The sequence below is a fragment of the Pectobacterium actinidiae genome, from assembly GCF_000803315.1.
Lineage (GTDB): Bacteria > Pseudomonadota > Gammaproteobacteria > Enterobacterales > Enterobacteriaceae > Pectobacterium > Pectobacterium actinidiae.
In genome coordinates this window covers 428,957-444,477 of record NZ_JRMH01000002.1, presented here as the reverse complement: position 1 = coordinate 444,477, position 15,521 = coordinate 428,957, and the positions used below count along the sequence as shown (strand labels likewise).

The 15,521-nt window shown below is 54.6% G+C and carries 9 protein-coding genes; 2 read left to right on the top strand and 7 right to left on the bottom strand.

The genetic code is table 11. From position 1 onward, the window contains the following. Positions 1–45 precede the first annotated feature (45 nt). The 7 genes from KKH3_RS19510 to bcsR all read right to left on the bottom strand — a co-directional run bounded on the left by KKH3_RS19510 (position 46) and on the right by bcsR (position 13,417). On the bottom strand, positions 46–1,440 hold the full coding sequence (locus KKH3_RS19510; protein WP_139338659.1) for a beta-propeller fold lactonase family protein: 1,395 nt from the start codon (positions 1,438–1,440) through the stop codon (positions 46–48). Between the two features lie 227 nt (positions 1,441–1,667). Beyond that, positions 1,668–6,263, bottom strand: coding sequence for a cellulose synthase complex outer membrane protein BcsC (bcsC, locus tag KKH3_RS19505; RefSeq protein WP_072034573.1), 4,596 nt, complete (start codon positions 6,261–6,263; stop codon positions 1,668–1,670). Then, positions 6,245–7,360 carry a cellulose synthase complex periplasmic endoglucanase BcsZ gene (gene bcsZ, locus KKH3_RS19500; protein WP_039363537.1) on the bottom strand — a complete coding sequence of 372 codons (1,116 nt, stop codon included), beginning with the start codon at positions 7,358–7,360 and terminating at the stop codon, positions 6,245–6,247. The genes bcsC and bcsZ overlap by 19 nt, the downstream gene beginning before the upstream one ends. A gap of 6 nt (positions 7,361–7,366) precedes the next feature. Then, a complete protein-coding gene (gene bcsB, locus KKH3_RS19495; RefSeq protein ID WP_039363535.1) occupies positions 7,367–9,697 on the bottom strand; it encodes a cellulose biosynthesis cyclic di-GMP-binding regulatory protein BcsB in 2,331 nt (776 codons plus the stop codon). Positions 9,698–9,771: 74 nt separating this feature from the next. Continuing rightward, complete coding sequence (bcsA, locus tag KKH3_RS19490; protein WP_039363529.1) at positions 9,772–12,471, bottom strand: UDP-forming cellulose synthase catalytic subunit; 2,700 nt, start codon at positions 12,469–12,471, stop codon at positions 9,772–9,774. After that, complete coding sequence (bcsQ, locus tag KKH3_RS19485; protein ID WP_039363527.1) at positions 12,468–13,205, bottom strand: cellulose biosynthesis protein BcsQ; 738 nt, start codon at positions 13,203–13,205, stop codon at positions 12,468–12,470. Before bcsQ ends, bcsA begins: the two co-directional genes overlap by 4 nt. Positions 13,206–13,207: 2 nt before the next feature. Continuing rightward, positions 13,208–13,417, bottom strand: coding sequence for a cellulose biosynthesis protein BcsR (gene bcsR, locus KKH3_RS19480; protein WP_039363526.1), 210 nt, complete (start codon positions 13,415–13,417; stop codon positions 13,208–13,210). Positions 13,418–13,713: 296 nt separating this feature from the next. Between bcsR and bcsE the strand changes: the two genes are divergently transcribed. Further along, positions 13,714–15,303 (top strand): cellulose biosynthesis protein BcsE, encoded by a 1,590-nt coding sequence (gene bcsE / locus KKH3_RS19475; protein ID WP_039363524.1) that lies wholly within the window; start codon positions 13,714–13,716, stop codon positions 15,301–15,303. Further along, the gene (gene bcsF / locus KKH3_RS19470) at positions 15,303–15,521 is read left to right on the top strand and encodes a cellulose biosynthesis protein BcsF (protein WP_039363522.1); all 219 of its coding nucleotides are present in this window, start codon (positions 15,303–15,305) and stop codon (positions 15,519–15,521) included. Before bcsE ends, bcsF begins: the two co-directional genes overlap by 1 nt.

Genomic DNA, 15,521 nt, shown 5'->3' with positions numbered 1-15,521 from the left:
CTTTCCTGTTAAGTCATACGGCTTCAGGACATTGATTGCTTAGCGCTATTCAGATATTGGGGCGATAGAGATTTCCTGAAAGGTAAAAGAACGCCAGTTTGCGACGAATACTGATTGATCATTAGGATTTCGGGAAATATCTCTGGGAAACTCTCCGCTGGTGATTTTTTTAAGCAATTCAGGTTGTTCTCTTTTACTCACGTCAAAAATAGAAATATTCGGTATTGCCGGGTTGCCATTTTCATCTACGCCATCGAATCGATTAGAGTTAGAAACAGCTAGATAACGATCTTCGGAAAAGGAAGATATACCAACGGGAGCCGTTCCGCCGGAGGACGCCGAATAAAGATAAGCGTTATTAGGATCATTGCGCAAACGTGTGGCATCAAAGGCATGAATTTTATTATCTGTACGAGCGGTAGACCATATGGTCTTACTATCATTGCTGACTGCAATACGAACAACGCCGCAACCCGCAGCTACTTTAGCTTGAATAACGTTATTAAGAACTCTGTTCCCATTACCAGGGTTAGTCTCGGCCTTCTGTAAAAGAGTTTCTACGTCTACAATCGAAATCGAACCACTAAAGCTGTTTCCGCACTGCTTTGCGACTTCAAGATGATCCAGGCCTGCAAAATCTCTATATTGATATTCAGGTGAGACTTGGCTTGGTATATAGAGAGTTTTTCCATCAGGTGAAATATTAAGTCCAGCAATCGCATTCTGTTCCGGTCTTATATATCCTAGCCTTTGGGCAGAAATTCTGCCATCAGGCTCTCTTTGGTAAGAAACGATCGCCACGTCGCCCAATCCGTAATAACCGGGAAACTCACCATATTCATCGGCAATAAAAAAGTGCCTATTGTCATTTCCTGAAACGACGGCGATAGACCCTGGTCTATCGCGCCGGTTCGTATATCCAGTATTAAGATCGACATAATATGACGTTATCTGTCCCTGTATCATACTGGATACATCCAGTAATACGACACCTTCCCGTACTGCAACAGACAAAACAGATTCATCTTTAGATAGCGCCATACCGAACGCTTTCGTGAGTGCCGTGTCAGCTGAATTTATTGCAAGATAATGTTCAACTTTCCACTCACCTTGTCTCTTTTTTAAAACAGCGATTGCAGCAGATGGCGATGAGGTTATGCCTTCTATGACTGCATCAGAAATCGATGCAAAGGCGTAGCTTTGGTCGCTAAGTGTGACGACGTTAAATACGTTGGAAAGAAATATTTCTGATGTTTTAGAAATGAATTCAGGGGTGTTTTCTTCACTTTCTGATGATATAGGTAGTGAGCTAATTATGTTTTCCATACTCGTTTTTTCTTTTTCGAATGCATAAGTAGCCGTTATAGAAAAAGCAAGTGCGAGTAAAAAACCGTAAGTCATGGTTATAGGCATTTTTTTTATCTCAATAGTGTATGTCATATTGAATAATAGATTATGAAATAGGGAAATAAATTGTTAATAATTTTTATATAAAGAGAGTGATAAAAATAAATATGTCTTCATCATGTTGTGTATCTTTAATCCGTCATGCAGAAATAAATGGCTAAAAATATTGATGTTGTTCCCGTAACTAAAATTATGTTGTGTTTAGGCGATTCAAGTGTGTTTTAAGAGTATCGACATCTCATTGCTTGTTAATGCCTATGCTACTTAAAGTCCGCGTACGGTGTAAGCGGCTGCGGTGGGCTGTCGAGATCGCCCTGCCAGCCGGAGGCGGAGTAGCGCACATAGATCAGGCCGTGGCTGGGGGTGTAGTCCTTCGCTTGCTGAATGTCGATACCGACACCCAGCGTCCAGTGTGAGCTGAGGCGGCGTTCGACGACGGCACGCGCCGTGTAACCGAAGCCGGAACTGCTGCTGCCTGTTTCGATAGCGTCTCTGTCGGTTAATGCGGCGCTGCCAAGCAGGCCGACTAGCGGATAGCGCCGCTGATCTTTCGTGGAGGAACGTGACCACGACAGCGATCCGCCGAGTTCCCACGACCAGTTTTCCGTCCGCTGCCGATAGTTCACCGGTACACCCAGCGAGAGGTATTGCTGTGGGCTGTAGTAGCCGCCTTGACCGAGCGAGTAACCGCTTAAATCCTTCTGATAACGCCACCACATGCTGTTGAGGCCGACCGTGACGCGTCGGTTATCCTCGTTAATCAGCTTGTAGTAATAACCTGCCATGGCGCGGGCGCGGTCATTATCGGCCACGTTCTTACCGGTGATCTGGTGGACGCTGAAATCACTCCAAACGCCGTGCGCTTCGCCCCGATCGTAGCTCAGCCCGAGGCTGACGCCTGTGGCACGCACGCCGCCCCAGGTCATGCCCGTTCCCGGATCTTTGGTGCCGCCGAAGGCGAGTAATGAGCTGGATATTGGGCGGCGCGATGCCGTCGCCGTCCAGCCGATTTGCCGCCAGTCACCGCTGTAGCTTGCGCCGCCGACGATGTCGACGACATCAAAGCCAAGCGGCGTGGTACCGATATCCGCTGACCAGCGATCGTTCTTCCAGCCTGCGGCGACGCTGGTGCCGGTGGCTTTCTGCGATTTGCCGTCGAAGCAGTCCTGCGTGGCACAGGTGCCGAAGGTTTCCCGATAGGCACCGTTGCTGTCCGCTGAGAAGGTGCCGGCATTCATCTGTACGGTATCGGTGCGGAAGAAGGCGCGGCCGTCATACAGCGGCATGTCTATCTGCAACAGGGTATTGTGGGCGCTCAGATCGGAAATCCCGCCTGTCCCGCTCGAACCCGAGTAATCGTGGTCAAGGGTGACGGTAATATCCTGCTTGCGGTACAGGTCTGCGGCATCGGCACGGATGCCGCGTTGCAGCCAGTCGTCCCCTGCCTGATTGCGCGTTAGCCGGGTGTAATCATCGTCGCTTTGTGGCAGCGTGGGGGTAATGCCGCTGGCAACCATTGCCTGTTTGTAGTCCTGCTGCGCTTGCTCAGGTTGGGACTGCTGCTGTTCAACGCGTGCCGCATCGCGGTAAACCAGCGCTGTCGTTTGATTGATAGTAGTCTGGCCGACAGGCTCTTTCTGCGCCTCGATTTTTAGCTGACGGAAAAGAGCCGCCGATTTTTGCGGATCCCCGACCGCTTGCCAGGCGTTGGCGACGCGCCGCTGCGTGTTGAGGGTATCCGCGGCCTGTACTGGGAGCTGGTTCAGACGTTGACGCGCGTCATCTTGCTGACCCTGTGCGATAAACGCCTCGATTTCCCCCAGTTGTGCATCGGGGTTCTGTGGTTCCCGCGAGCGGATGCGCTGATAATCCGCCAGCGCGGTAGCGTATTCACCTCGCGCCAGCGCCCAGTCTGCCAGCAGGAGATCGATGCGGGTGTCAGCCGGTTGCTGACGGAGGAAAGCGATAGCGGCGGATTCGTCACCCGCGTCGCGTATCGCTTCCGCTTTAGCTAACGTGGTTTGCATCGTCAAACGTTGGGATAAGTCGCGCATATCGTCGCTCCACTGTGCTGTGGGAAGCGTGTTCAGGTGAGCGAGTGCTTGCTCATCGCGATTGGTGGACGACAGATAAAGTGAATAAACGTAATTTTTTTCCGCGTTGGTTAGGGGAATAGACGTCGCACGCTGTACCACACTGTCCGCCTGCTGCGTTTGTCCCAACTGGCGCAGCGTCTGAGCATAGCGATAGGCCAGCCACACATCGTTCGGATCCTGCTGGTTCGCCTGACGATACTTCTCCTCCGCCTGCGCCCACTGCTGTTGTTCTGAAAGTCTGTCCGCCTGCTGTTTCAGGATATCGAGCCGCAGTGCGGCAAGCGGCTCTCGCATCGCATTCTGCTGGCTGGGTGACAGGCTGTTGAGGTAAGCGAGTGCTTTCTCCGGCGACTGCCGCTGATAAATGCCGACCAGGCCGCGCAAGGCGTTGTCATTGCCGGGTTCAAGGCGCAAGGCCTGCTGATAGAACGGCTGGGCGGCGGCATCATTCTTACTGGCAACGGCGACATCACCCAGACCAATTAGCGCATAGGCGTTGGTGTTATCCATCTGGCGCGCCTGCTGATATTTCTGCCGCGCCAGCGGTAGGTTGTTCGCTTTTAGCGCGTTGTCGCCTTCCGCAATCGTGTTCCAATATTGCGTGCTTTGGATGAGCCCTTCCCATTTACCGCTGTTGAGGCGATCAGTATCCGCCTGCAATGCTTTCTGAAACTGTGTCAGCGCTTTTGCGCGATCGCCTGCGCGCAGGTAAACCAGACCCACTGCGCCGATCAGCTCAGGATCGTTTGGCGTGGCGGTCAGCGCTTTATTCAGTTCATTGATCGTGGCGCTATTGCCGCCGCCGCTGTCCACCTGTGCGAGACTGTGGAGCCGCGCCTGATAGGTCGGATCGGCCATCATTCCCTGCTGGCGGTTGAGCTCTTTGCGTGCAGTTTCTGCCTGTTCACCGTCTTTGAATACGGTCAGGAAGCGGTTGAGTTCCGCTACACTCTGCGACGTGACGGGCATTCGGCCAATGATTTCCAGCCATAGCGATGCGGCCTGACTGCGTCCGACAGGATCATTAGAAAGTTGTTCCAATAAAGGGTAAGCCCGCTCATTGAGGTTTTGGCTAAAGTACAAGCGTGATAACACCATGCGCAGCGGAACGTTATCCGGGTAAATCTGATCCAGCGCTTCCAGTTGCTTAATCGCGACCGTTTCCTGATTCGGCAAGCGAGAGACCAGACGCCAATACTCAACGGCGAGATCGAGCGTTGGCGGCTCACCGTGAAAGAGCGCATCGTACTGTGCTTTGGATTCTGGGTAACGTCCGGCGGTAGACAGTAAACGCGCCTGTTGTAACTGTTGACGCGCGGTTTCCTGCGTCAGCGCCAGTGTCATTTCTGCCTGACGATAGAAAGCCGAGTCGGGCGCCACAGTCTTCAGCCTTTCCAACTGCTGGCGCGCCTGCGCCTGATCGCCTTGACGCAGTACCAGCCGTAATTTGGCGGCAATAACCTCGGGGTTATCTGGGTCGATAAGTTCCAGACGATAGAGCGACTGGCGGACAAGATCGTCTTTGTTACTGGCTTCTCCCAGGCGCACCTGTTCCATCAGAAACTGCTCTGGCGATGCGGTTTCTGCGCTGTATGCCTGCGGCGCAGTCACCAGCAATAACGGGAGAAGGCGCAGCCAGTTCAGCGCCAGATTGTTGGCTTTCAATGCATTGTCACCTTTCGCAATGGTGGTCCAGTCTTGCGTATTTTGGATGAGTCCTTCCCATCTGCCGCTGTGCAGACGGCTCATATCCACCTGTAATGCCTTCTGAAACTGTTCCAGCGCTTTTTTTCGATCGCCTTCGCGCAGATAAACCAGAGCCACCGCGCCGATCAGTTCCGGTGTATTGGGCGTGGCAGACAGCGCTTTATTCAGTTCATTGAGTATGGTGCTGTCGCCACCGCCGCTTCCAACCTGTGCCAGACTACGGAGGCGTGCCTGATAGGTCGCGTCAGCTAACATTTTTTGCTGGCGGTTGAGCGCTTTGCGCGCGGTTTCTGCCTGTTTTCCTTCATTAAATAGGGTCAGAAAGCGATTTAACTCTGCCACGCTCTGCGGCGTGACGGGCATTCGCTGAATGATTGCCAGCCATAGCGACGCAGCCTGACTGCGTCCAACGGGAGCGTTAGCCAGCTGTTTCAGCAAAGGATAGGTCTGCTCATTACTATCCTGAGTAAAGAGCAAGTATGATAACGCCAGGCGCAGCGGAACGTTGTCAGGGTAAACCTGATCCAGCGCGCTCAGTTGCTTAATTGCGGTCGATGCCTGATTTGGTAAATAGGAAACCATGCGCCAATACTCCACGGCGAGATCGAGCGTTGGCGGCTCGCCGTGAAAGAGTGCGTCGTATTCCACTTTGGCTTCCGCGTAGCGTCCGGCGGTAGATAGCGAGCGTGCCTTCTGTAGCTGCTGGCGCATCTCTTCCTGCGTCAGTGCCAGTATCATGCTTGCATGGCGATAGGCAGTGGAATCGGGTGCCAGCGTTTTCAGTTTCTCCAACAGCTGACGAGCCTGCGTCTGATCGCCCTGACGCATCGACAGCCGTAATTTGGCGGCTATCACTTCAGGGTTATTTGGAGCGATAAGTTCCAGTCGAAAGAGCGACTGACGCACGAGTTCGTCTTTGTTGCTGGCTTCTCCCAGACGTACCTGTTCCATCAGAAATTGCTCTGGTGGCGCGGTATCCTCGCTGTATGCCTGCGGTGCAGCAACCAGCAATAACGGGAGGACACGCAGCCAGTTTAAGGTGTTGTTGTGCATTGGCTGCCCCGGGACGGTAAAAGTTGGCCTTGTGACGTGAAGCGGTAGCGCTTTTGATCCCATCCCTGACCAAAGAGCGTCAGAGAGGCAGAGAAATAGGCATCGTCACCCGGTGGATTGTCGGCGAGCCGCTGGCGCTGGACGGCCAGCGCATTCGATTGACGGGATAGCATCGGAAGCAGTGAAGCGGAAAAGCCTACCGATCCCTGTCCGGTAACAGTGCCTGTCGCGGTATCCGCTTTTTCAGGCGGTCGCCCTTGCTGGATCGTCTGCTGAATCATCGGCTGAAACTGTTTGAGCAAGTCGGTTTTCCCTTTGCTGCTGTTGGCCATCATCCCCGCCCACAGATAGACGCGGATGGCGTCATAGCTGCCGACATTGGGTTTGGTGGTATCGGGCTGCCAGCCTTTGCCTTTTTGCCAGATGACCCAGTCAGGCGAGAACCCTTTTGGCGCGGTTTCTAACAGCAGGCGCTGTGTGGTGCGCTGCATCGCTTTCCACTTCTCATCCAGCGGAGCAAATCGAGCCAGCAGCTGTGGTGGAAGATAGCTGGGGTTCAAGCGCCAGCTGTCTTTCTCTACGAAACCCACTTTGCCGGGTAACAGCATCACGCCCAGCCCCGGAATGTTAACCACCTCTTCCTTGGCGATGCGTGCGAGCAATGCGGTGCCCAGCGTTTGATAGCGTGCTTCTTTCCACAGCCGACCGGCTTCAAGCAGGCTATAGGCAATCCACAGGTCGGCATCGGAAGCGGAATTCGGATCCAGCACTGTCCAGTGTTTATCGGGGCTTTCTCCCCATAACCAGGCGGGCAGGTTAGTGCGTAAATCGCCCGCGGACAGGTTGTTTTCCGTCCATTGCAGCAGCCGATCAAACATCACGCGATCGTTGGCGACCAGCGCAAAGAACATGGCGTAGCTTTGCCCTTCGGACGTGGTGATTTTATTGGGTGTTGAGGTATCAATCACCCGTCCTTCCGCGCTGATGTAATGCTGCTTGTACTGCTCCCAGGCTGGCCAATCGCAGCTCGCGGCGGTGGCCAGGGAAGCCCATAGCCACAGCAGCGTGGGGATCAGGTAGCGCAGCCCGTGCGGCATGGTGCGTTAGTCCCTTTCATCCGGCGATAGGCGGCGGCGACTGAAGAATTTCAGACTACGCCATAGCAGCCAGGCGACAATAATGACGGTGACGGTGGACATAATAGCCAGCCAGACGGGATGCTGCGCCAAGGCGTGCCAGATACGTTCCCACCACGGCAGGTGGCCGACGTAGTAAACGTCACCGACGCGCAGATTATTGATGCCCGATTCACGGATGACGGAAACGGAACCGAACAGTGAGGCTCTTTTTTCGCTGTCGATCAGCGTGTTATTGAGTAGCGTATAGCCCTGCGGGCTATCGGCGAGTAGCGCGACGACGCTACGCTGGTCGTGATACGGGGACTGGAAGCCGATAATCGCCGACATTGGGCCGTCACCGCTGACGGTGGCCTTGCTGTCTGGCGTCGCGTCAGATTCGGGCGCATCCATGTCCAGAACAGCAGTCTGGCGTATCGGCTGCTTAATCCAGCTTTGCGTTTGCTCGACCAGCAGGTTGATTTTGCTGCTGTCGTGCAGCTCCGGCGGGATAGCGCCGATCATCAAAATATCGCTGTCCTGCTTATCTATCTGCGTCCAGTCATCGCTGAGTTGTACCGCCAGCGCCGGGTAGCCGGTTTGCGCCCCAATGTTGCCGATGGCATTCAGCAGCGCGCTGACCTGAGCCGGTTGTGGTTGTTTGTTCACCAGCACCAGCGTTTGTGACAGGTCAGCCAGTCGGCTGAACGGGTAGCCGGCATTGGCGAAGGCGCGCAGATCCGGCATCGCCATAAAGTGGCGATAGCCAGAGAAATTAATGGTCGAATTGCTGTCGATGACGGCGTGATTGACGACCGGCGTATAGGTTTCACAGCGGTCGGCGGTGCCGCTGGAAAGCAGCGTGGTGTAATTGAAATCAAAGCGCAACTGGTTGGTGGTACCCAGTTTCAGCGCCGGAATGGACAGACTCTTGTCGGAATCCCATAGCCCCTGCGTGAGCGGTAGGCGCATCAACAGGGAATTCTGGTCCTGTTCTGGTACCAGCGAGAAGGCCTGTACGAACTGGTTGTTCAGGTTGATGCTCAGGCGCGATCCGTCCTGAATTTGCGGCGCCGTGTAACGATATTTCAGGCGCATATCGATGCCCTGACTGCGAACCATAAACAGATCAGGCGGCAGGTTCATGGTCAGTGAAATCGGTCGAGGCACGATACCGTCGGTTTGCAGCTGTTCATTATATTGCTGTAGTTCGGCGAAGGTCATCGGGCGATCGGTGCGCACCCAGTTTGGTGCATCATACGGCTGCCGTGGGGCGAGTTGTTCGACCTTATCGATCGTGACGCTTTGCCCACGGAATAGCGCGTTCCCCTGTGCGATGCCCTGCACGGCGGTAAGCAGTTCATTATCATCACGCCCCTGCACCAGCAGTAGTTTAATGTGAGGATCGTTGGGGTGGCTGATGATAGACACCGTTGGTCCGTTCACGGCGGGGGAGTCACGCAGGAAATCCGGCCGCTTATCGTTGGTGGCGAACACAATACCGTGACTCGTTGGCAACTGGTTGAAGAGGGCAGGGAAAGACTGCCCACGCCATTGTGCTTTGCTGCCAAACCAGGAGGCGAGCACCGCGGCGGCACGCTGCTGCACCAGATCCGGCTGGCCGGCAAAGACGATGGGTAGCGTTAGCGGGCGGGTATCGCGGCTGTCAAAAAACGGCGCAGGGAACGGCGACAGATCGTTTTTCAGCGTCAGCTTCTGGAATTGCAGATTGAGCGCGCTGGCTTTGCTGACATCCAGCCACAGGCTGGTGCTGGCCGGGTTTTCACAGATGTTCTGATAATGGCCGACGAACACCAACTGCATGCGGTTAAAGTCCGTGATGTAGCGCGGATCGATAGGAATGCGCACGCGGTTGGATTTCCCCATCTGCTCTTTGCTAATCGTGGTGACGCCCATGAGCTCATTGTTCAGGTAAACCTTGATATGCGACTCGGTGGGGATCAGCGCCGGTGACGGGGTAAATTCGAGGTCGAGTGAAGCCTGTGTGACGACTTCGTCGCTGCGAACGCCAAACTCAATCTGTCCGTCGGGATTAATGCCGCGTAGCGCAAAGGTGCCCGGCGCAGGCGCAATTTGCGCAAATGGCATCACCACATTGCGTACGGCGGCGTTGGCCGGCGGCTGCACCAGCGGGATCGCAGGCATGCTCGTCGTCGCGGGTGTTGCGTTGGCAGCATTGGCAGGCGGCTGGGCCACGCCCCCTTCGGCGGGTGTTTGTGCGTTCGGCGTGGTGACAGCCTGAGATAATGAGCTGACGCCTAAAGCCAATGCGGTGAACCAGATTATTTTTTTCGTCATCGTGTCATCATCAATGTTAAGGGGCTTTCTCGTTGTCGGGAGAAAGACCGTTGATCACGGCCTGTGAATGGCAATTAAGCCACTGTCTTTTCTGTAAACAGGTTCTCTTGTGCAAATCGCGTTTCATGGGCAGACGGTGTCTTGCCCTGATGTCTGATGTTTTCCGGCAGCGCAGCGCCTGACTGGCCTGTTAGGGTGCGTTTCCCCACATAGCGCGGGATGAATGACACAACCCACACCACGATGTTGAGGAAGGCCAGAATAATGTTGCGTATGACGGGCGGCGCGTAATCGGCCAGACGTAAGTAGCCGCGAAAGCCGAGAGCCAGCACATCAACCAGACTTTCGACCGGTTTATCCTGCGGGAAGCTGTCTTGCCAGAGCGCCCAGGTGTCGGCGCGGGCAAACGTACATTGAATGAAATCAATATGCTGGCGAATGGTCAGGTTGGTCATGCGCAGGCCAATTTTGTTGTCGAACGCGCGGGTGACGCTGAACGGGAAGGCGTATTCCTGCTGGCCGCGTTTTAACAACAGCGAGACGCTGTCCCCGACCTGAACAATGCCAGATTCACGCGCTTCAACGCCGACACCGCCATCGGAATAGTCACGCAGCACGCAGGGGAACAGATGACCGTCGGGGCGCAGAATCGCGGCGGACATCGACATTTCCACCCGGTGTGCCTGACGCACCTGCTTCGCTTCTACGGCAACCGCGACGGCTCCGCCTAAAATGGTCATGTTGTACATGACCCAGAGCAGGCTGATGAGCACCGTCATGATCTCTTCCGGCGGCCCGTAAATCAGTCGCCAGCCTGCATATACCACTCCGGCGATGTTCAGCAGCACCAGCACCAGGTAAGGCCGCGTAATGACCCAGTCGACATGCTGTTCTTCAACCAGCCCACCTTTGGCCGTCACGTTGAATTTGCCTTTGTGGGGGTTAAACAGCGCTACGGTGGTGGGTCGAGCGATGTACCACGCCAGCACAGTTTCATAAATCTCACTCCAGAAAGAGTGACGGTAGCGACCCTGAATGCGTGAGTTGGTCAGGCTAGCGTGCACCATATGCGGCAACACGTAGAGCGCGATGGCCAGCGCTGGGGCGAAAATGATATAGGCGTGTAGCAGCAGAAAGGCCAGCGGCGCGGTCAGGAAGATCAGTCGGGGAATACCAGACAGAAAGTGCATCATGGCATTGGCATAACACAGTCGCTGCCCGAGCTTCAGCCCTTTGCCGAACAGGGGATTATCCAACCGGAAGATTTGCACCATCCCGCGCGCCCAGCGAATACGCTGCCCAATGTGGGCTGAGAGGCTCTCTGTCGCTAATCCTGCGGCCTGCGGAATGCGGATATATGCCGAGCTGTAACCACGACGATGCAGGCGCAGCGAGGTGTGGGCATCCTCCGTTACCGTTTCGACCGCAATGCCGCCGATCTCATCCAGTGGTTTACGTCGCAGGATGGCGCAGGAACCGCAGAAGAACGTGGCGTCCCACATGTCGTTGCCGTCCTGAACCAGACCATAAAACAGCGTGCCTTCATTGGGGGTGCGGCGGAAGCGCCCCAGATTGCGTTCGAACGGGTCGGGCGAGAAGAAATGGTGCGGCGTTTGTAGCATCGCCAGCTTTTTGTCTTTGAAGAACCAGCCCATAGTTAATTGCAGGAAGGAACGGGTAGGGACGTGGTCGCAGTCAAAAATGGCGACGAACTCGCCTTGCGCCTGTTTCAGGGCGTTGTTGATGTTCCCGGCTTTGGCATGTTCGTGCGTGACGCGGGCGATGTAATGGACGCCGACTTCTTTTGCGAAGGCTTTAAATTCGGCGCGCCCGCCGTCATCCAGAATATAGATGTTGAGCTTATCTTTAGGCCAGTCGATGCCCAGCGCGGCATACACCGTCGGTTTCACAACGCTCAGTGGTTCATTGTAGGTTGGGATCATGAGATCGACGGTCGGCCAGGTTTTGCTGTCTTCCGGCAGTGAAACCGGGTGGCGGTTCAACGGCCAGATCGTCTGGAAATAGCCAAGAACCAATACGACCCAGGCATAGGTTTCCGCCGCCAGCAACAGCAGGCCACAGATCAGGCTCAGCGGATCGTCCCAGTTCAGCGTTTCGGTATAGCGCCACCACAGATAACGGCAGGAGACAGTGAAAGAAAGGGCAATCATCATGAGCGTCGGCATGCGTCCCGGCATGTTGCGAACGAGCATGGCGATCCCCCACAGCAGGGTCATAAAAATAAACTGAGACAGCAAATCAAACGGCTGCGTGATGCACAGCAACGCCAGCGCTGCGCACAGCAGGCTCAGCGCTACCGTCACCAGCGTCTGGAGGCGGCTCATCTTGGCAGGACTAGACTCACTGTCATCGCGATCGTCAGTATTGGCGTGGCTAAAGCGGGTAAACAGCCCTTGCAGCGCGTTCATGTAGCGTTGCCGCCAGCGCGGTAGCGCGGAGAAGACATTGCGGCGGGATGTCGGCAACTGGCCGTTTTTGATGGTTAGCAGCCAAATACCCTGCGTCAGATAGCGAAGAATATCGGCCGGGCGCGGGCGTTGAGGCGAAATGTGTGGGAACCAGTAGGTTCGCTGCGCGCGAATCTGTTGCCAGCCCTCAGACTCCAGCCGCAGGAAGATCCAGCCGAGTATCGCAAACAGCGTGGCGAGAAATGCCGCCAAGGCGGAGGCACCCTGCTGGCGATAGCTGCGGTAGCGCTGCTGTATCGCCTGTCTGGCGGGCGGAACGAGGAATATGCGCAGGATTCTACTCATACGCCACTTTCCTTAACGTGAATCAGGCACCAGTTTGCCAGCGTCATGATCTCTTCCGCTGCCACACTGTCCGGGCGGCATTCGCCCAGCGGTTGTTTCAGCATCAGCGATTCTGCCAAGGCTTCGTCACGGTGTACTACCAGCGGCAGCAGGTGTGACAGCGTGTGCAGCCAGAGCTGGTGTAAATCCTGCTGGAGTGTGCTGAGCGTAGAAAATTGATTAACCAGAAAATGGCACTGACGTGGCAACGCCTGCTGATGTAAGCGTGAATGGCAATTGGCATCTGCCACAACCACCTGAAACACGGTATTCGCGGTGGCTAACGCCTGCCGCGTGAGCGGGCTGTTGTCCGCCGGTACATCGATCAGTATCCAGCGATGACGACCCGCCGCGTTGAGCTGCGCGAGATTGTTTTGCCAGGTCGCGGGGCGCTGCTGGTAATGTTGTTGAAGCGTCGCGACTTCCTGCGCATTCAGGCGACCAAACGGCAGAAAATCCAGTCCGGGGAGATACCGCATGGCACCGGTTTGCCACGGCGCACCGTCGGCTTCCGCCCGCGCCCAGCCGCGGCGTTGTTCAAACGGCATAGTAAAGTTAATGCGCAGTAAATTGTCCGGCGAGAAATCAATCACCAGTACGGACTCGCCCAACTGTTGGAAAGCCCATCCCAGTGCGGCGGCGATCGAAGTGGTGCCTACGCCTCCGCGAATTCCCTGCAATGCAATAACAGGCATCGTCAGTCGCTCCCGGCTGGTTCTTTTAATTCATCCAGTAGCGGCCAGCGAGCCATCATTTGGCTCAGACGCGCTTGGCGGGCGATATCGATATAGTTTATTTCAGGTAAAGAGAAAGCCTGGCTGAGAACCCGTAGGTCATCATCAGTTCTTGCATCCTCCGTTAAATCGGTGCGTGCGCTGGCATTTATACGATTCGGTTCGTTATTCATTCCATGCCTCTGAAATAGGCTATCCAGTATCATTGACATCGATAAAGGGAAACATCTGAATGGCAGATGAAGGTTTACGCCTTTGCTGTCTTTTATATGTACTCAGGTGTGCTAATTAACTATAGCAATGAATTCACTATTGCAATGTGAATAGCCAAAAATAGTAATGAGGTGATTTATCAAAGGAGAGGAATAATTCATAGCGGACAGTTGTGATCCCGTAAGGGGCTGCTAGAGTTTATTTTGACTGTATATTTAAGGTGGAATGCCGCCATTAACGGAAAAGAAATCAGTCTATGAAGCAGAACTTTTCATTAGGTATTCATCACTTATGGGGTGAGTTGGATACGCTCCAGCAGGCTGGCTTTTATTGGGTGAATATTGACCGACAGGTTGATGCCACATTATTTTGCCAACAAATCATGCACAGCCAAAATAACGACGCGAGAGTGGCGTTAATAGGCTGTGGGGAAAGATCTGATCCTCTTCTGACGGCATTGTTTACGACAGAAAGTAATACTGCCAAAACAAAGCAATTGTCTTGCTACGTATTGCCGGAAAATAAAGCCGCATTGCTGAATTTAACCGATGATTTAATGCGTGCATTGCGCCCCAAAAACCGTCTGTTGGTGCTTTATGCCCCGGCCAGCCTATGGCGGGATATTTCGCCGGAAAGGCTCCAGCGTTGGGTGGATGACACGGCGGTATGGCTGCATCAACGCCAGTGTACGCTGGTCGTTATCAGCCACAGCAGCGGCGTAACCCGCTTGAGGAATATGCTGATTTCTCAACATCGTGGGCTCTACGGTTTGGCTAGCCTGCAATGGCAACAGGATCGCGCGCAGTATCTGGTGTCATGGTGGGCAACGGAAAGAGGCGTGCGGGCGAATAGGGTGCAGATGCTGCAATCCGACAGTGACGGGTGGCACATGCTGAAGGAAGAGGAGCCCATCCTCACGCCGTCTCTGGATGATGATGGACTGTTCCTGATGGAAAAGAGCGTGATGGAAGGTGCCCCTGCGCTGTCAGAAAACTGGCAGCTACTGGACGATAACGCCATTTTGGTACAAACCGGTATGCTGACGCATGCGGCTACCCTCGTTTTTGCGCTCAATCAAACCAGTCAGGTAGATACGCTGGTCAAACAGGTTCATAGCCTGCGTCGGCAGCGCGGTGAACTACTGAAGATTGTGGTGCGAGAAATGAAGCCTTGTCTGCGCGCCAGCGACGAGCGTCTGCTATTGGCCTGTGGCGCGAATATTATTGTCTCGCATTCAGAACCGCTATCCCGTTTCCTGACGCGGGTTGAAAGCGTGCAGGGGCAGCGCTTTACCAAGCATGTTCCTGTCGATGTCGACGTCTTGCTGACTACCATGCGGCCGTTGCAGATTAAGGGCTACCAGCCTCCTGAGACATTTCGGCAGTCTGTGCAGATGTTGATTGATAGCACGCTGATGCCAGAAGGCAGCAAGGGCGTGCTGGTCGCATTGCGCCCGGTGCCGGGCGTGCGGGCGGCGCAGGCGTTGACGCTGTGCACGCTGCGACGCTTTGGTGATGTCGTCACGATCGCACAGGGGCGCCTGTTTTTGTTCCTGTCCAACTGCCGTCTGAATGAGCTCGATATCGCGCTGAAATCTATTTTCCGTCTGCCGGTGGATGAAGCGTTTAGCAATCGGATTGTCTGGTCACAAGACCTACAGATTCTGGCAGAAGTTAAATCGATGATGAAGGACGATACGCTGGAGCAAGAGCAGCAGATTAACGATTATGTCCACTTGCAGCAGGCCGAGCGGACACCGCGTAGCCAGACGCCACGACGTGAACCTATTGCTATTAATTTACTAGAACCCGATTTACTGGCTCGTGCACCGGGAGAAACGTCGTGATGAACCTGATTGATATCGTTCAACTGGTGTTATTAAGCGCAGTCATCTTCTTTACGCTTGGTTATCTGGCGCACCGTGTGATTCCCCACTGGCTTCAGTACTGGAAAAACAGGCTATTGTCGCCGCGCTACCTGAAGCCTGCGAGTGTCTGGATACGCAGTGCTTCTTCAACAAAGACGGTCTCAACCCAGCCGACTTCAGCAGAGACTAAAAAATAA